General features: G+C 50.1%; 15 protein-coding genes. All 15 read right to left on the bottom strand.

Annotated elements, in window-relative coordinates; genetic code table 11:
• Nucleotides 1-34: 34 nt before the first annotated feature.
• On the bottom strand, nt 35-220 hold the full coding sequence (locus NEV57_RS07770) for a BF3379 family histone-like protein (protein WP_090629460.1): 186 nt from the start codon (nt 218-220) through the stop codon (nt 35-37).
• Between the two features lie 201 nt (nt 221-421).
• Nucleotides 422-1,666, bottom strand: coding sequence for an aminotransferase class I/II-fold pyridoxal phosphate-dependent enzyme (locus NEV57_RS07765; RefSeq protein ID WP_257657744.1), 1,245 nt, complete (start codon nt 1,664-1,666; stop codon nt 422-424).
• A 194-nt stretch (nt 1,667-1,860) separates the two neighbouring features.
• The gene (gene ftsZ / locus NEV57_RS07760; protein ID WP_257657743.1) at nt 1,861-3,543 is read right to left on the bottom strand and encodes a cell division protein FtsZ; all 1,683 of its coding nucleotides are present in this window, start codon (nt 3,541-3,543) and stop codon (nt 1,861-1,863) included.
• A gap of 139 nt (nt 3,544-3,682) precedes the next feature.
• Complete coding sequence (ftsA, locus tag NEV57_RS07755; protein ID WP_257657742.1) at nt 3,683-5,026, bottom strand: cell division protein FtsA; 1,344 nt, start codon at nt 5,024-5,026, stop codon at nt 3,683-3,685.
• 42 nt (nt 5,027-5,068) lie between these two features.
• Nucleotides 5,069-5,893 carry a cell division protein FtsQ/DivIB gene (locus NEV57_RS07750; protein WP_257657741.1) on the bottom strand — a complete coding sequence of 275 codons (825 nt, stop codon included), beginning with the start codon at nt 5,891-5,893 and terminating at the stop codon, nt 5,069-5,071.
• A complete protein-coding gene (gene murC, locus NEV57_RS07745) occupies nt 5,886-7,241 on the bottom strand; it encodes a UDP-N-acetylmuramate--L-alanine ligase (RefSeq protein ID WP_257657740.1) in 1,356 nt (451 codons plus the stop codon). The genes NEV57_RS07750 and murC overlap by 8 nt, the downstream gene beginning before the upstream one ends.
• Nucleotides 7,242-7,253: 12 nt before the next feature.
• The gene (gene murG, locus NEV57_RS07740) at nt 7,254-8,360 is read right to left on the bottom strand and encodes an undecaprenyldiphospho-muramoylpentapeptide beta-N-acetylglucosaminyltransferase (protein WP_257657739.1); all 1,107 of its coding nucleotides are present in this window, start codon (nt 8,358-8,360) and stop codon (nt 7,254-7,256) included.
• Nucleotides 8,361-8,379: 19 nt separating this feature from the next.
• Nucleotides 8,380-9,561, bottom strand: a complete 1,182-nt coding sequence (locus NEV57_RS07735) for an FtsW/RodA/SpoVE family cell cycle protein (protein ID WP_257657738.1) — start codon at nt 9,559-9,561, stop codon at nt 8,380-8,382.
• An 84-nt stretch (nt 9,562-9,645) separates the two neighbouring features.
• Nucleotides 9,646-11,019, bottom strand: a complete 1,374-nt coding sequence (gene murD, locus NEV57_RS07730; RefSeq protein WP_257657737.1) for a UDP-N-acetylmuramoyl-L-alanine--D-glutamate ligase — start codon at nt 11,017-11,019, stop codon at nt 9,646-9,648.
• 3 nt (nt 11,020-11,022) lie between these two features.
• The gene (mraY, locus tag NEV57_RS07725; RefSeq protein ID WP_257657736.1) at nt 11,023-12,267 is read right to left on the bottom strand and encodes a phospho-N-acetylmuramoyl-pentapeptide-transferase; all 1,245 of its coding nucleotides are present in this window, start codon (nt 12,265-12,267) and stop codon (nt 11,023-11,025) included.
• Nucleotides 12,268-12,274: 7 nt separating this feature from the next.
• Nucleotides 12,275-13,732 (bottom strand): UDP-N-acetylmuramoyl-L-alanyl-D-glutamate--2,6-diaminopimelate ligase, encoded by a 1,458-nt coding sequence (locus NEV57_RS07720; RefSeq protein WP_257657735.1) that lies wholly within the window; start codon nt 13,730-13,732, stop codon nt 12,275-12,277.
• Nucleotides 13,729-15,822, bottom strand: coding sequence for a PASTA domain-containing penicillin-binding protein (locus tag NEV57_RS07715; RefSeq protein ID WP_257657734.1), 2,094 nt, complete (start codon nt 15,820-15,822; stop codon nt 13,729-13,731). Before NEV57_RS07715 ends, NEV57_RS07720 begins: the two co-directional genes overlap by 4 nt.
• A gap of 24 nt (nt 15,823-15,846) precedes the next feature.
• Nucleotides 15,847-16,257: an FtsL-like putative cell division protein gene (locus NEV57_RS07710; RefSeq protein ID WP_257657733.1), complete on the bottom strand. Its 411-nt coding sequence runs from the start codon at nt 16,255-16,257 to the stop codon at nt 15,847-15,849.
• Between the two features lie 49 nt (nt 16,258-16,306).
• Nucleotides 16,307-17,212: a 16S rRNA (cytosine(1402)-N(4))-methyltransferase RsmH gene (rsmH, locus tag NEV57_RS07705; RefSeq protein ID WP_257657732.1), complete on the bottom strand. Its 906-nt coding sequence runs from the start codon at nt 17,210-17,212 to the stop codon at nt 16,307-16,309.
• A complete protein-coding gene (mraZ, locus tag NEV57_RS07700) occupies nt 17,205-17,678 on the bottom strand; it encodes a division/cell wall cluster transcriptional repressor MraZ (RefSeq protein WP_257657731.1) in 474 nt (157 codons plus the stop codon). Before mraZ ends, rsmH begins: the two co-directional genes overlap by 8 nt.
• Nucleotides 17,679-17,734: the final 56 nt, after the last annotated feature.

The following is a 17,734-nucleotide window of genomic DNA, read 5'->3' as shown; positions in this document are numbered from 1 at the left end:
CTCCTTATAAACTAATACGCATTGCTAATAATGCCTATTTTGCATTTTTTGCATCCTGTATTTCCAAGCGAATGGCCTGGGCCAGGTTCTTAACGTCTTGAAGACCTTTTCTTACCCGTGTGCCAGCAGCGTTGTTGCCTTTATTGAAGAATTTGTCAGCGTCCCCATCTAACCCTTCGATCAAGCTTTTAAGTTCATTAAATTTCTGAATACTTGCCATAATAAATACTCCTTTTAAGTTTAATTTAATTAAGTTAATAATCTACAGTGCGTTAAAAGTAGAATCTTTTTTCGGAAAAAAAAACTTTAAAACATCCAAAACACGCTATAAACGCACTTTTTTTTCCACATTTCACCACACTATCGCGATTAACGCAAAATATCGTCCTGTTTTACAATGAGATAGGCAAGCAGAAGCCCCCTATTCCGATGACAGGGAAACATCCTGTTTATAGTAGCCTGCGCTTAATTTGGTGCTGATAGCCGTAAATGCTTCCAACGTATACGCCACATCCTGCAGTGTATGCACCGCCGTGGGGATAAGCCGCAGTTCGATCAGTCCTTTCGGGATTACCGGATAAACCACGATGGAGCAGAATATACTATGCGTTTCCCGTAGGTCCCTGGTAAGGGCTGTCGCCTCATTCAGGTCGCCCTTCAGAAACACCGGTGTAACCATGGTATTCGTAGTGCCGATATCAAATCCCCTTTCGCGTAGTCCATTCTGCAGCGTGCGGGCGATTGTCCAGAGGTTCTCCCGGAGCTGCGGGTTGCTTTTCAGCAACTCAAAGCGTTTCTTAAGTCCGAGTACCATGGGCATCGGCAACGATTTGGCGAAAGTCTGCGAGCGCATGTTGTATCGCAGGTACGTGATAATATCCCTATTGGAGGCTACGAAAGCACCGATACCGGCCATTGATTTCGCAAACGTTCCGAAATAGATATCCACCTCGTCGATACACCCCTGCTCTTCATGCGTACCGGCTCCGGTAGGTCCCATTGTGCCGAAGCCGTGGGCGTCGTCCACCAGCATCCTGAATCCATATTTTTTCTTCAGTGCAGCAATCTCCTTCAGCTGCCCCTGCACACCCGACATACCAAAAACACCTTCCGTGATCAATAAGATGGCCCCGCCGGTCTGGCGCGTCAGCTTGGATGCATGTATCAGTTGTTTTTCACAGCTATCGATGTCATTGTGCCGGTAAACAAACCGCTTGCCCATATGCAAACGAACGCCATCCACAATACAGGCATGGGATTCCGCATCATAAACAATCACGTCGTTTCGATCGACCAGTGCATCAATGATGGAGACCATGCCCTGGTAACCATAATTAAGCAGGTAACCGTCTTCCTTGCCGACAAACGCGGCCAGGTCCTGTTCCAGGGTTTCATGATGCGCGCTGTTTCCAGACATCATCCTCGCCCCCATCGGATAGGCCAGGCCATATTCCAATGCCGCCCGACCGTCCACTTCCCGTATTTCAGGATGATTGGCCAGTCCCAGGTAATTGTTCAGGCTCCAGGTTAAATGTTCTTTCCCGTTAAATAACATACGGGGTGCAATATCGCCCTCTAGTTTAGGGAACGAAAAATAGCCATGCGACCATTCATAATGCTGGCCGATTGGCCCAAGGTTTTTAGTTATTTTGTCAAATAAGTCCAATCTCTTTTTTCAATATTAAATTGTTAAAAAAATTGAAGCAAAGATAAACTTTAATTCAAAAGGTAACAACCGCCCACTACTATTCCACTCACTTAACTGGAGCATTGTTTACACAATCTGACTCCAATCAACTGTTTATCACGCTTATGCAATACCTTCAACCGGGTCAATAATTTGATCTCGCGGAAGGGATATCAATCTACATTGTCATGTAGAAATGAGTTATTTGGTTTAATTTCGGTAATTCCTTCGTCGGTAGACAGTGTAAACCGGGAAACCTGCGATTCAGACGAATGCGGCACATCGTCAAGTGCCATCTGCTTGCGTCGGTAGGCCGGTTCCGTTTCCAGTTCCTGGAGTCCGTTCGCCGATTTCAGCTTCATGCTCAGTTCCTTAAGCCGGAGGATACGTTCCTTGGTTTTCAACAGCTGCTCTTCCACGAATTCCGGTGTTTTTTGCTCATCCGGTTGACGGACTGCTTCTACTGGCCGCGCAGCGGGCTGTTCTTCCGGACCGGCTGCAGGTGCTGGCTTGGTTTCCGGTAGCTGGTCAAACGTTGTCGGCAGTTCAAAATGAAGCGTTGAAGGCGATGTCTTTACCTCATAGCCGTCATTCTCCTGTGGTTTTTCCTCGGCTTCTTCCCGTTGCGGAGCCAGCTCATGACGGATGATACCATCGTTTTCGGGCGTGCTGTTGCGCAGCTGCGGTTTGGAGGAAGTCGTGCTGAATAAATCCTGCTGAGCGGTCACATTCGTATGCTTAGCCACCGGGGCCTGCGGAACGGGTTCCGCTTCTGCTGCAGCAGTACTCTTCTGTACAAACTGATTAATCGGCTTAACATAAGGAGTACGCGGCTCCTCGGGAGTAAGCGGGATTTCCACCCGTTCGTTTTCTTTTTCCTTTATCCGCTCTTCTGAGGTCTGGAATCCGGTGGCAATGATCGTCACGGACAACTCATTCTCCAGCGTCTCATCGATACAGTTACCCCAGATCAGATCGGCCGAAAGACCAGCCTTATCCTGAATATAATCGGTAATTACAGTAACTTCATCCATGGTCACCTCCTGCTTGCCTGACGTGATGTTGAGCAGGATATAACGGGCGCCTTCAATCTCATTATCCTTAAGGAGCGGCGATGCCAATGCGCCCTGTACGGCCCGCAGTGCCCGGTCCTCGCCCTCTGCCAGGGCGTTGCCCATGATGGCTACCCCGCTGTCATTCATTACCGTACGCACATCTTTAAAGTCGACGTTGACATAACCGGGAATAGTAATGATTTCCGCAATGCCCTTCGCCGCCGTGGTCAGGATATCATCTGCTTTCGCAAATGCCGCCGTCATGGTCAGGTTTCCAAAAATGTCACGGAGCCGGTCGTTGGAAATAACCAGGTACGAATCCACGTACTTCCTCAATTCGCCCAGGCCCTCTTCGGCCTGCATCCGCCGCCGTTTGCCTTCAAAAGTAAAAGGAGTGGTTATGATCGCCACCGTAAGGATACCCAGTTCCCGGGCTGCTTTGGCCAGCACGGGGCTCGCCCCGGTACCGGTACCACCACCCATCCCGGCCGTGATAAACAGCATCTTGGTATTGGAACCCAGCATACGCTTGATGTCTTCAATACTCTCAATTGCTGAGTTCTCCCCTACATCCGGATCGGCCCCCGCTCCCATTCCTTCGGTAAGGCTGGCGCCCAGCTGCACCTTATTGGGGATGGGGCTCAATTCCAATGCCTGAGCATCCGTATTGCAAACGATGAAATCAACACCGCTGATTCCCTGCTTATACATGTGATTGACCGCATTTCCGCCGCCGCCGCCTACGCCAATTACCTTAATAATTGCCGATTGCTCCTTTAACATTTCAAACTTAAATGACATAGCTCTATCGTATTTTACTCATAAAGAGTATGATGCAACATTCGTTTTGACTCAATATTCGTAGTGTAATAATAGCACATTTTACACAATGGTTTTCCACAATTGTTAGTAATGTGGAAAAATCAGTCGTTGTTGAAAACTATTTTTTTCCGAGGTAAGATTCGTCATCAATCTCGTTTCCGTCTTTAATGATATCGCGGAACCATTTGAAAAAGCCTTTTTCTTTATTTCCCTTTTCCGTAATTTCCCTCACGGACAGGACACTTTTCTTTTCAGGCATTTCTTCCTGTACTTCCTCGGCCAGTATACCTTTGATCAATAACCCGATACCCGTGGCATACAACGGGCTTTTCAGTTCATCATAGATGGTTTTTGGCAGCACTTCATTTTTAGCCAGGTGCTCATTCGGGAATCCTACGCGGCAGTCGATCCCGGTAATGTATTCCACCAGTTGCACGAGGTGTTTCAGCTGGGCCCCGCCACCGGTGACCACAATACCGCCAATCAGTTTGTTTTCGTAACCGGACGACTTAATCTCATAATACACGTGCTCGACAATCTCCTCCATCCGGGCCTGAATAATATATGCCAGGTTTTTAACCGAAATTTCCTTGGGCTCCCTGCCCCGCAGTCCCGGAACGCAGATGACCTCGTTTTCCTTATTCTCGTCGGCCAGGGCAGAACCGAACCGGATTTTTAACAACTCAGCCTGGTTACGGAGTACGGAACAACCTTGTTTGATATCCTCAGTTACGATGTTCCCTCCCAACGGGATCACGGCCGTATGGCGGATGATGCCTTCATGGAAGATGGCCACGTCGGTGGTGCCTCCACCGATATCCACCAATACAACGCCGGCATCTTTGTCGGCTTCGTCGAGCACCGCTTCAGAAGAGGCCAGGGGTTCCAGAATAAGGTCCTGAACTTCCAGGGATGCATTGTCGATGCATTTCTTGATGTTCTTTATCGCGCTGACGTGACCGGATATAATATGGAAATTAGCTTCCATACGGCGGCCGGCCATGCCAATGGGATCCTTGATGCCCGGTTCATTATCGATGGTAAACTCCTGTGGAAGCACATGGATGATTTCCTCACCCGGAGGAAGTACCAATTTGTACATGTCTTCAATCAGCCGTTCAATATCCAGGCGGTTGATCTCATTTTCATCCCTTCGGGTCAGAATACCCCGGTGCTGTATACTTTTAATGTGCTGGCCCGCGATGCCCACATTAACTACTTTAATGTCTACGTTGGACTGCGAGCTGGCTTCTTCCACGGCCTGCAGGATACTGTTTACCGTCTTTTGGATATTGGCCACCACTCCACGGCTTACGCCCGATGATTCAGCCTTACCCACACCCAGGATTTCAATTTTCTTCGCTCCGCTGCGACGCCCCACGGTTACACAGATCTTGGTTGTACCAATGTCAAGCCCCACCACAATCGGCGAGTCCTTTTCTGATGATATTCTTGTTTTCATAACGTGACTGTATTGTATATAGATGCTATTATTGTTAATGAATTATAATGCCTGGTTACCGTTATCCGCAGGCTTGAAGTGCTCGTTTCGTTCACAAACCAGCTGGCCCGCAAATTTCAAATTGACCGATTTATAAGCGTCGATTCCCGTGCGGGGAACGATCCGTTTATAGAAAAGCATCAGCTTTTCAAACTTCCTTTCGAGCGAATCCGCATTTCCGAGGATAATCTGCTGGTTACCTACCCGCGGTACCAGTTCGATATCCCTGGCGGTGTTGACATATAGCTGTACCACCTGGTTGCTCCATACACTGTCTGCACTGATGAATTGGGCGGTTTTGAAAACGTCCTTGATCAGCTGGCTGCTCATGCTATCCAGTTCGCCGTTATACGGCTCAGCGATATTTCCGTTGACAACAGGTACACGGGGCATGTATTTCGGCGAAACCGGCATCTTATACCCCTGCCTGTCAATATAAAAGTCCAGTCCTGCTTTATTGATCACGCGCACGACGGCTTCCCGTTGCCGGATGCGTATGGTAAGCATACCGTCCATATCTATCGTAACTGTTGCAGCGAATACGAACGGGATCTGCAAGAGGTCGCTTTCCAGCTGGTGGATCGGAACGCTTGCGAGGGTCCGTCCCTCCAGCTCTCCGTACTTTGCGGTAATCAGTTCTGCAATATCCCGGTGCTCGACAAAGGACTCATTGCCCAGCACGATGATGCGCATCTGCGTGCACGCCTGTTCACTGCTCTTTACCTGAATGAATCCCATTAGCGTCACCAGCCCGGCAAGCACCACCAAGCCGGCCATGCCATACAGGATGTGGCGCCAGTTTATAGCCGTTGATATCCGTTTAAGCATGACTTAATATCGTTTTAAGGGGTTCAACCAATAAATCAACATTACCTGCACCTACCGTAACTACCAGTTCGGGCCGATGGGCCTTTACAAACGCCTTTACCTCATCGGCACTGCAGAGGTGTTTATCCGCGATATTAATTTTACCAAGCAGCATACTGGAATCCACTCCTTTGATGGGCAGTTCTCTCGCCGGATAAATTTCCATCAACAGCAGCGTATCCACCGTGCTCAGCACCGCTGCAAACTCGTCGGCAAAGTCGCGGGTCCTGCTATACAAATGGGGCTGGAACACCACCGTCAGGTGTTTATCCGGGTAGAGCGCCCGCACGGCCGCAAAGCATGCCTTCAACTCCGCCGGGTGGTGCGCATAGTCGTCGATGTAGATGGCTTTCTCTGATTTGACCACATATTCGAACCGGCGTTTCACGCCGCTGAATGAAGCGAGGGCCCGACGGATTTTAGCTTCGGTGATACCCAGTAACCGGGCTACTGTAATGGCTGCAGTTGCATTCTCCACATTGTGATTACCCGGTACCCCGAGGTGGACATCATCCATCCTACCACCGTCCCAAACGTAGTCGAAATAAAATTCGCCAGCTACGATATGAATACGGTCAGCATAGGCATCTGCAACGCCCCCGGCGCTATAAAAAATATCGGCGGCAAATGGCAGACCGGCTTTGACGATGCGTTTTCCATCCGCATGGAGCTGGTCCAGAAACAGCTGGAATGATTCCTGCAATTGGTCTTTATCGCCATAAATATCCAAGTGATCGGCATCTGCCGATGTAACTACTGCAATATCGGGAAACAGTGTCAGGAAAGACCGGTCGTACTCGTCAGCTTCCAGCACAATGACATTATTATCGGAAAACAGCACATTCGTGTGGTAATTGGTGCTGATACCCCCCAAAAATGCAGAACATCCATAACCACTGTCGGTAAGTACGTGTGCGATGAGCGACGATGTCGTTGTTTTACCATGCGTACCTGCCACGGCGATTGCAAACCGGTTCTGGCTGATCAGACCAAGGACCTGCGACCGTTTAAACAGGAGATGACCCCGCTGCTGGAACTGGTCGATCAGCCCGAGTTCGCTGGGTACTGCGGGTGTATATATAATCAGGGTATGGTCGCCGGCTTCCCGGAATGCATCATTAACCAGGCTAAAATCATCGGTATAGCTCACAGGAATCCCTTCTGCAACCAGCTGCCTCGTCAGTTCCGTTTCCGTCCGGTCATATCCCCCCACCAGACATCCAAAATGGCGGAAATAACGGGCCAGCGCACTCATGCCTATGCCGCCAATACCAATGAGGTATACTTGTCTGATGTTTTCTATATTCATTTTCTTTACTCGTTATTTCCGTTCTCCCGCCAGTGCCAGCACTTCGTGCGCAATAACCTCATCGGCATCCAGGATGGCTAATTTTGCAATATTTTCAGCCAGCGCTGCATACCGTTGTTCATCTCCCAGCAATGTCAGTGCCGCATCGACCAACTGCTGCGGTGCATCGGCATCGCTCACCATCCATGCCGCATCCTGCCCGACCAGTGCCTGTGCATTTTTTGTCTGATGGTCTTCTGCCACATTGGGTGAAGGCACCAGTATGGCCGGCTTTCCCACAGCGCACAACTCGGCGATCGTACCGGCTCCGGCACGGGCGACAATCACATCTGCTGCGGCATATGCCAGATCCATCCGGTTCAAAAATGCGGTCAGCACAACGCCTTCCGCCTGCTTTGCAGCAACCACCGGTTCCAGTGCTTCATAATAATAGCTGCCGCATTGCCAGATCACCTGCACCTGTGCGGCTGCCAGTTTATCCAATCCATCACGCAGGCATTCATTCAGTGTACGGGCACCGAGGCTTCCGCCGGTGACCAATATGGTTTTCTTATCCGGGTTCAGGCCGAAAGCAGTCATGGCTTCCGCCTTTTTATCCTGTATAGCTACCGACCCGCGGCGTATTGGATTGCCCGTAAACCGTATTTTCTCTGCGGGGAAAAACCGTTCCATACCCTCAAAAGCCACACAGATCCGCGCTGCTTTCGCCGCAAGCCTTTTATTGGTAATACCTGCATAGGAATTCTGTTCCTGGATCAGGCAGGGAATTCCCATTTTTGCCGCGGTATAAAGCAGCGGCCCGGAGGCATAACCACCGACGCCAACCGCCACATCCGGATTAAAATCGCGGACTAACTGCCGGGCCCGTTGCATGCTTTTGTATAGTTTAAACGGCAGGGCCAAGTTTTTTAACAGCGATTTCCGGTGAATTCCCTGAATGTCCAGTCCTACAATCCGGTATCCTGCGGCAGGCACCTTTTCCATCTCCATTTTGCCGTTGGCACCCACAAACAGCAAGTCGATACCCGGTTCGATGCGCGTTAACGCATGGGCTATCGCAATGGCCGGGAAGATATGTCCTCCCGTTCCGCCTCCACTGATGATGACTCGCTTTGCCATGTTATTTGTATTCTCCCAACTATCCTATGGCCGGAATTTCACCGACAACGACTTTCTTGTTTTTTTGCTGCGTGGCTATTGTTTTCTCCTTCACTTCATCGATATTCCGGCTTACGCTCAGGATAATGCCGAACGCAATGCTGGTAAACAGTATGGATGTTCCTCCCATGCTGACAAACGGCAGCGGGACACCCGTTACAGGACCCAGGCCCACAGCTACGGCCATATTGGCCAGCGCCTGCAGGGTCAGGCTGAAGCCCAATCCGGCAGCCAGCAGCGCACCGAAAGCTTTGGGACTCAGCGTGACGATCCGTATGCACCGGAACATCAGTATCACATATAGCGCTACCAGTACTACACCGCCAATGGCACCGTATTCTTCCACGATAATCGCAAAGATGAAATCCGAGTAAGGGTGTGGCAATACATTCCGCTGGTCGCTGTTGCCCGGTCCCTTGCCAAACAGGCCCCCGGATGCGATGGCAATTTTAGCATGGTCCGACTGGAACGATTTATCCGGATTGGCTTCCTCGCCATTCATGTAAGTCTGCACGCGCGATACATACGTTTGCCGCCGCGGTCCCAACGCAATTACCAATATCAGCAGCACGAAAACACCCAGACATACATAGGCAATCTGCTTAATGCTGATCCGGCCAATGATGAGCAGCAGTACACTGACGCCGAATAGCATCAGCGCTGTGGATAAGTTGGCAGGCGCAATCAATGCAAAAATGAGGCATACCGCACCCATAATGGGCAGAAAGGCCCTTTTTACATCTTTAATACTCTCCTGCTTCCGGGTTAGGGTACGTGCAAGAAACGTAATGAGTGCCAGCTTGGCCAGGTCGGACGTCTGAAACGTCTGGTTAATCACCGGGATAGTAACCCAGCGGTTGGCATCGTTGATAGTCTCGCCAAAAATCAACGTATATAGCAGCAGCGGAATGGTAATGGCCATCAATATTTTGGAAATACCGGCGTACCACCGATAGTCGAGCAAATGGGAGAAATACATCAGTGCAAACCCGCCGACGATGAGCAGTGTATGCTTAATGAGATACACTTCCGTACCCTTCCCTTCCTTATAGGCGAGTGTGCCAACGGAACTGTATACCGCCAATAACGACCATACGGAGAGCACGATGATAATGATCCACAACCAGCGGTCTCCCTTCAGTTTTGAAAATACCTGTTCCATTGTCCTTTAGCTGTCTGCTGCCGGCTATTGACCGACGGTTAAATCCATAATCCTTGTTTGCTGCTTCTCCATCCGCGATCGTCCTTACAAATTCATTACTGCCTCCTTAAACTGGTCGCCCCGGTCTTCATAGTTTTTAAACCAGTCAAAACTTGCACAGGCGGGCGAGAGGAGAACGGTATCCCCTTTCTGCGCGAGGTGCGACGCAATCTGTACCGCATCCTGCATGCTTGCGCTGTTTACGATGATCTCCGCATCTTCTTCCAATGCATCATAAATCCGGGAATTATCCTTGCCAATGCATACAATGGCATGTACCTTGGTACGTATCAGGTCACGCAGCATCTCGTAATCATTTCCCTTGTCTACACCACCCATGATCAGCACGATCCTGGGGGCAAAACTTTCCAGGGCATACCATACTGCATTTACATTGGTTGCCTTGGAGTCATTGATGTAGTTAACGCCGGCAATACAGGCCACAAACTCGAGCCGGTGCGGAATATTCTTAAATGAGCTCATGCTTTCCTTCATGGAAGCATTGCGCAGTTCCTGTGCTTTGGCTACTAAGCCAGAAGCCATATTGTTATATATATTGTGCTGGCCCTGGAGGGAAATTTCATTAATATCCATGATAAATATCGCTTGATTGGGTATGTTAATTACCAGTTGATTGTGTTCATTCAGGTATGCGCCTGCCTCAAATTGCTGTGTCAGGCTAAACGGCAGCATGCGTGCCGGCGATTGGTGCGTCTGGAGGCCTTCCACGGTCAGTGGGTCGTCCGCACAGTAAATAAACAGGTCTTCCGGCCGTTGGTTACGGATAATCCGGAATTTCGAATCCACATAGTTCTGCAGCTTGTACGCATAGCGGTCGAGGTGGTCTGGGGTAATGTTAAGCAACACGGCGACGTCTGCCCGGAAATGCACCATATCATCCAGCATAAAGCTGCTGATTTCCAGCACATAATAATCGTAATCTGCGGTAGCCACCTGCAGTGCAAAGCTGCTGCCGATGTTGCCGGCCAATCCGACATTCAATCCGGCCTGGCTCAATATAAACCACGTCAGCATGGTTGTCGTCGACTTACCGTTTGATCCGGTAATGCAGATCAGTTTGGCGTCTGTATACTGTGCGGCGAATTCAATCTCCGAAATAACGGGTATTCCGCGGTCTTTCAGCTGCTTCACAATGGGTACATGGTCCGGTATGCCTGGACTTTTGATGACCAGTACTGCATCCAATATCCGTGCTTCGGTATGTCCGCCTGCTTCATAGGCAATACCGGCATCCTCCAGCTGGGTTTTATACCGCCCGGCCAGTTGCCCGCTATCGGTAACCCAAACATCAAAGCCTTTCTGTCGGGCCAGTATAGCGGCACCCACACCACTCTCACCGGCGCCAAGCACAACAAGCTTGCCGTGCTGGGGGTAATGATATGTCGGTATATTGCCCATCCGCTATCTGATCTTTAAGGTAACAATGGTTAAAATCGCGAGCATAATCCCCAGGATCCAGAACCGGGTAACGATCTTCGCCTCGTGATACCCCTTTTTCTGGTAATGATGGTGCAAGGGCGACATCAGGAATATCCTTCGCCCCTCCCCGTATTTCCGCTTGGTATATTTAAAATAGGAGACCTGCATGATGACCGACAGGTTTTCAATCAGGAATACACCGCATAAGATCGGAATCAGCAGCTCCTTGCGAATCAGCACGGCAAACGCGGCGATAATGCCTCCGATTGCCAGGCTGCCCGTATCGCCCATAAATACCTGTGCCGGATAGGAATTATACCAAAGGAAGCCTGTGCAGGCGCCGACAAATGCGCCGGCAAAAATGACCAGCTCCTCCGAATTCGGCACATACATGATGTTCAGGTAATTTGAAAAAACAACGTTACCCGATACATACGACAGGATAGCCAGCGTTCCGCCAATGGTAGCGGAAGTACCCGTTGCCAGTCCGTCGATACCGTCCGTTATATTCGCACCATTGGACACGGCGGTAACAATAAAGACCACCACCACTAAAAAAACCAGAAACGTAAAGATCGGTCCGCTCAGGCCGAACACGCTCAGCACCTTGGCATAGTCAAACTCATTGTTTTTATAGAACGGTATATTGGTCTTGGTTGATTTGACATCTTCCGTATAATATTTCCTGCCAGTCGACTCTTGCACCCGCAGCTGTGCTTGTTCATAGGCGGCGGGATCCGTCACCTGCTGCCGGACAACGATTTCGGGGTGAAAGTACATGGTACAGGCGATGATAGCCCCCAGCCCCACCTGGCCGACAATCTTAAACCGGCCAGCCAGTCCCTCCTTATTTTTACGGAATACCTTGATGTAATCGTCTACAAACCCGATTGTCCCCATCCATACAGTGGTGATCAGCATCAGGATTACATAAATATTATCCAGTTTAGCAAATAACAGCGTCGGCACCAAAATACCCGCAAGGATAATCAGTCCACCCATCGTGGGTGTTCCCTGCTTTTGCTTCTCGCCCTCCAAACCAAGGTCCCGGATGGTTTCGCCAACCTGCCGCGCCTGCAGCATCCGGATCAGCCGGCTGCCGTAAACAGTCGTGATGACCAATGACAAAATCACCGCTATGGCCGTTCGGAACGAGATGTATTGGAACAGACCCAAACCGGGTATGTGCGTATACTCTTCTATCCAGGTAAATAAATAATATAGCATAGATCTGTTATTGTTCGTTAAATGCGTTAGCTAATACGGCCTTGTCATCAAATTCGTGTCGTATTCCATTGATTTCCTGATATTTTTCATGGCCTTTCCCTGCCACCAATACAATATCTCCCGGCTGCGCCAGGTGGCATGCCGCACGGATGGCTTCTTTCCGGTCGGCAATAGAAAACACACTCCGCCGGTCCTTCTCGGAAATACCGGCTTCCATTTCCCTGATAATTTGCAGCGGGTCTTCCGTCCGCGGATTATCTGAGGTAATAATCAGTTTATCGCTCTGTCCTACCGCAACAGCAGCCATTTCGGGGCGCTTTGTCTTATCGCGGTCGCCGCCACAGCCCAGCACTGTAATGATCTGTTCCCCGTTCTTTCTCAGTCCACGAATCGTTTCCAATACATTTTTTACCGCATCCGGCGTGTGGGCATAGTCCACAATCCCGATCACACCGGTTTTAGAGATGGTGATATCAAAACGGCCTTCCGCTCCGGACAGGTTGCTGAGTGCCGTCAGCACCTTAACCGTTTCCTGTTCCAGCAAAATGGCAGCGCCATAAACAGCGAGTATATTATAGGCATTAAATCCGCCCACCAGTTTCACCCATACTTCATGCCCGTCAAGCTGCAGCAACATGCCGTCGAAATGGCTTTCAATTACCTTAGCCTTAAAATCAGCCATATGAGTAAGTCCGTACGCACGCTTATGGGCAAATGTATTCTGCAGCATCACCTGCCCGTTTTTATCATCGGCATTTGTCAACGCAAAGGCATAGCGGTCCAGGCCGTCGAAGAATGTCTTCTTGGCTTTAATATACGCATCGAACGTCCCGTGGAAATCGAGGTGGTCGTGCGTAATATTGGTAAAAATACCGCCTGCAAAATTCAATCCGGCTATCCGTTGCTGGGCAACGGCATGGGAGCTGACTTCCATGAAGCAGTAATCGCAGCCGCCATCAACCATTTCGTGCATCAGTGCATTTAGCGCAACAGGATCGGGTGTGGTATGGGTAGCAGCCAGCACGCGGTCGCCTACCCGGTTTTCCACCGTCGATAACAGGCCAGCCTCATAGCCTAATTCCCGGAATAGTTTATAAAGCAGCGTAGCCACCGTTGTTTTTCCATTTGTACCCGTAACGCCCACCAGTTTTAACTTCCGGGAGGGATTTCCATAATAGTTAGCCGCGGATACACCCAACGCAAATGCCGTATCGGCCACCTGGATATAAGTCACTTCATCGCTGGTACTTTCCGGTAATGTTTCGCAAAGCACCGCAATAGCCCCCTGGGCGATCACATCACTGATATAACGATGTCCATCGGTATGCACACCACGAATGGCCACAAAAAGACTATTCGCTCCCGCCTTCCGCGAGTCGAACCCAAGCTGATCAATGGATACATTCAGGTTACCCACTACTTGTTGTACTGGAATCCCATGAAGTATGTCTTTTAATGGCATCATTTCAATTCAATCGAGATGGATGTTCCTGTTTTTAACCGCTGTCCGGGAAGAAGTGACTGGGCTACGACCCGGCCCTTGCCCGTTACCTTTGCCTGGTAGCCCGAATTTTCGATTGCATAAAGGGCATCAATCAGTCCCATGCCTTTCACATCCGGCACCGTCCCCTCTGTAATGGCTTCATCGGCAAACGGGATACCCTTTACCGTGTCAATATGCTGTGTGCCTCCCGCGGACGCATACATGGTTTTCATTCCGAAAGCGTCGAATACCTTGCGTGTGGCGGATGTGGACCCTTTCAGCGTGGGAGGCAGTCCGGTATTGCCGACGAGCCGAAGCTGGTCAAAGTTATCGTGCATATCCAGGTCATTCGCGTAAACCATATCCGCCAGTTCGCGGAATACCGGTCCGGCGATAGAGGCACCGTAATAACCATTACGGGGATTCCGGATCACCACAATCATGGAGTATTTCGGATTATCAGCAGGGAAGTAGCCAGCGAAGGACGATTGGTACCTGCGCGCACCGTATCCTGAGGCGCCATCGGCCATCTGGGCGGTACCGGTTTTTCCGGCCATCGAATAGTTGGGGCTACGCAACCGTTTTCCCGTACCTTCAATCATCACCCCAGCGAGCATCTCCTGTAATTTGTTTATCGTATTTTCCGAGGCAATTTGTTCATCGATGACCCGGGCGTCAAAATGCTCCACCGTATTACCCAGATGACGGATTTCCTTTACAAACAGCGGAGCAATCATTTTACCGTCATTAGCTACGGCATTGTAGAAAGTCAGCATCTGCAGCGGGGTCATTAGCAGCTCGTAACCATAGGCCATCTGGGGCAGCGACAGCTTGCTCCAGCTTTTGCTTTCAGGTGTCTTGATCAGCGGCTTGCCTTCACCCGGTATCTGGAGCTGCAGTTCCTCGTTCAGGTGCAGTCCGCGAAGCGCTTTGGTAAATGCGGCCGGGCTATTCCGGTATGCGGTATTGATTATTTTCGTAATGGCCACATTGGATGACAGTTCGAATGCCTGCTTGACCGTTAGGGTGCCATAGGCGTGGGTATCACGTATCGTATGCCCCGGCACCTGATAAGTTCCGTTGCCCGTTTCAACAACGGTATTCGTATCAATCTTACCATCCTCAAGTGCCACCAGGTAAGACGCCAGTTTAAATGTCGAGCCCGGTTCTGCGCTCTGGGCAATGGCATAATTGAACTTTTCGCGGTATACCCCCTCTGAATCCCGGGTAAAGTTAGCTACGGCACGTATCTCACCCGTTGCCACTTCCATCAGGATCACACATCCATTGTCGGCGTTACTGGCAATGAGCTGTTTTTCCAATGCACGCTGCGCCATATCCTGCATATTCACATCAATGGTGGAAATAATATCCGACCCGTCAACCGGCGCCACTTCAATTTCGCGGTTGACAGGCATCCACACACCCCCCGCGATCCGCTGGACCAAGCGCTTTCCGCTCTGGCCGTCAATAAATTCACCATATGCACCCTCCAGGCCCACGTGTATGTTTTCGGCGGGAACTTTATAGCCGATTGTGCGGGCAGCCAGGTTGGTGAAAGGAAGGATCCGTTTATTTTTCCGCTCCGCAATTAATCCGCCTTTGTATTTACCAAGATTAAAAACCGGGAACTCACGAACAGTTTTCAGCTCCTGATGCCCCACATCGCGCTTAATCAGGTAGTACCGGTTGCCGTTGGCACGCGCATGCTTAAGCAGGCGGGAATACTGGGCAGTGGACTTATCGCCGAAAAAGGCCGATAATTTAGCCGCCAGCGAATCAACTTTAGCATAAAAAACATCATCCTCCTGGATCCCCGGGGCAAGTAGGTCCATGCGCAGGTCATATTCCGGTACCGACGTGGCCAGCAAGCTGCCATCTGCCGAATAGATATTCCCCCTTACAGCCTCCACGTCTACATACCGGGTGGAAAGGCTGTCAGCCATGTCACGCCATTCCTCCCCTTCCACGTACTGCAGGTGGAATAACTTGGCCAGTACGGCAATAGCAATGAGCACAATCAGCCCAAATGACAAATATGCTCGGAAAAGTATGTCTGCCCTGATGTTCATGCTACATGTAATTTTTTATCCTTGTTATTGCGCTAATGTTTTGACTACAATGATCTTTTTCGGTGGCTGGGTACGTTCTTTTAATCCCATGCTGTCGACACGTTTTGCAATTTCCGTCTGGGTCGTCAGTTTCATTAAATCAGCGGAAAGCGATTTATAATCCCAGTTCATTTCCTTGACCTCTTTTCCCAGCCGGTCGATTTCGCGCGCTGTGCGTTCGGCATAGTGCCGGTTGGCGATGTATAGGATAGCAAGCAAGCCGGCGAAGGCAATAAAAGGAATGTACCGCACAAACGACTCCGATGAAAAGCGATCGGAACCCAGGAACGACTGGAAGAAATTCCGCGTGGCATCCGCCTTTTCTTCCACGGTATCCTGCAGGGCTTCCTGCTGTTCGTCGCTCAATGGCACCTTTTTGTAAGCATTCTTTACCATAAAACCAACGTTTTTGAAACCGCCGCGTTGCCGGCAGCAACCCGTTATATTATAATTTTTCTGCTATCCTAAGTTTCGCGCTCCGGGCCCGGCTATTCCGGGCAATTTCTTCAGGGGAAGCCGTTACTGCCTTACGGCTGATTACCGCAAAAGGCTTCAGTTCATTACCATAGAAATCCCGCTCCACTTCCCCTTTGAATTTGCCTTTCGCCATGAAGTTCTTCACCATCCGATCTTCCAGCGAATGATACGACATGACCACCAGTCTGCCTCCCGGCTTAAGCACCGCTGCGCTCTGCACTAAAAAATCCTGCAGCGCTTCCAGTTCCTTATTTACTTCGATGCGCAATGCCTGAAACACCTGTGCATGATATTTATGTTCCTTGCCCCGCGGCACGAGTTTCCTGATCATTGACTTCAGCGTTTCCACGGTCTGGATGGGCTGCTCAATCCGGGCAGTCACGATCGTCTTAGCCAACGACCGGGCATTCTGGATCTCGCCATACATGCCAAAAATCCGATGTAGTTCGGCTTCGGAATACGTATTAAGCACATCCCGCGCATTCAGGTCGCCCGCCTGATCCATCCGCATATCCAGCAGCGCATCAAAGCGGGTTGAAAACCCCCTTTTCGCATCATCAAACTGGTGGGATGACACCCCCAGATCTGCCAGAATTCCGTCGACAGCGGTTACCCCATGCAGCCTCAGGTGATTTTTCATAAACCTGAAGTTATGCGGAATAAACACCAGCCGATTGTCCTCCGGAACATTTCCTGCCGCATCCGGATCCTGATCAAAAGCATAAAGCCTGCCCGATCCGCTCAATTGCTTTATCAGCGCACTGGAATGCCCGCCACCACCGAACGTCACATCCACATATATCCCCGCCGGCTTTATGGCCAACGCCTCCAGGCATTCATCCAGCATTACCGGCATATGGTAGGCGCTATTCATGACTATCATCCGTTAGGTGGTCCGTTCCCATCACTTCTTCGGCCAACGCCGCAAAATCATCATCCCCATCATCTTCCCACAATTGGTTATATGCCTCTTTCGACCAAACCTCTATTTTGGAAAACTGGCAGGAAAGCACAATCTCCGCCTGAATCCCGCCATATTCCAGCAACGATTTCGGCAAAAGCACCCGTCCCGCCGAATCCAGCGTCAACTCTGTGGCACCACGGGTAAAGTCGCGGATAAATTTCCGGTTCTGTGCTTTGTAAGGGTTCAGTTTAGCCAGCTTGGCCGTAATCTTATCCCACTCCCCTTTCGTATAAATCACCAGGTGCCGTTCAAAACCACGGTTAATAACCAACCCTGCACGCTCTACATCAGGCATTTGCCTTTTGAGCGCAGCCGGCAACACCATCCTTCCCTTGGTGTCTAATTTGCAATCAAATTCGCCGATGAGGTGATTCATAAATCCACTTAACCTGATAATGATGAGGTAAAAGTAGGAATTTACTCCACTTTCTC

This window comes from Parapedobacter lycopersici (assembly GCF_024643285.1).
In the GTDB taxonomy this organism is placed as follows: Bacteria; Bacteroidota; Bacteroidia; order Sphingobacteriales; family Sphingobacteriaceae; genus Parapedobacter; species Parapedobacter lycopersici.
Note: the sequence above shows the minus strand (reverse complement) of the source record. Positions and strands in the feature narration are given on the sequence as shown.

Coding starts and splice junctions, on each gene's coding strand:
- NEV57_RS07710 (WP_257657733.1), bottom strand. CDS start 16,257: ATGGTAAAGAATGCTTACAAAAAGGTGCCATTGAGCGACGAACAGCAG.
- ftsA (WP_257657742.1), bottom strand. CDS start 5,026: ATGAAAACAAGAATATCATCAGAAAAGGACTCGCCGATTGTGGTGGGG.
- murC (WP_257657740.1), bottom strand. CDS start 7,241: ATGAATATAGAAAACATCAGACAAGTATACCTCATTGGTATTGGCGGC.
- ftsZ (WP_257657743.1), bottom strand. CDS start 3,543: ATGTCATTTAAGTTTGAAATGTTAAAGGAGCAATCGGCAATTATTAAG.
- NEV57_RS07720 (WP_257657735.1), bottom strand. CDS start 13,732: ATGATGCCATTAAAAGACATACTTCATGGGATTCCAGTACAACAAGTA.
- murD (WP_257657737.1), bottom strand. CDS start 11,019: ATGGGCAATATACCGACATATCATTACCCCCAGCACGGCAAGCTTGTT.
- mraZ (WP_257657731.1), bottom strand. CDS start 17,678: ATGAATCACCTCATCGGCGAATTTGATTGCAAATTAGACACCAAGGGA.
- rsmH (WP_257657732.1), bottom strand. CDS start 17,212: ATGAATAGCGCCTACCATATGCCGGTAATGCTGGATGAATGCCTGGAG.
- murG (WP_257657739.1), bottom strand. CDS start 8,360: ATGGCAAAGCGAGTCATCATCAGTGGAGGCGGAACGGGAGGACATATC.
- mraY (WP_257657736.1), bottom strand. CDS start 12,267: ATGCTATATTATTTATTTACCTGGATAGAAGAGTATACGCACATACCC.
- NEV57_RS07735 (WP_257657738.1), bottom strand. CDS start 9,561: ATGGAACAGGTATTTTCAAAACTGAAGGGAGACCGCTGGTTGTGGATC.
- NEV57_RS07770 (WP_090629460.1), bottom strand. CDS start 220: ATGGCAAGTATTCAGAAATTTAATGAACTTAAAAGCTTGATCGAAGGG.
- NEV57_RS07715 (WP_257657734.1), bottom strand. CDS start 15,822: ATGAACATCAGGGCAGACATACTTTTCCGAGCATATTTGTCATTTGGG.
- NEV57_RS07750 (WP_257657741.1), bottom strand. CDS start 5,893: ATGCTTAAACGGATATCAACGGCTATAAACTGGCGCCACATCCTGTAT.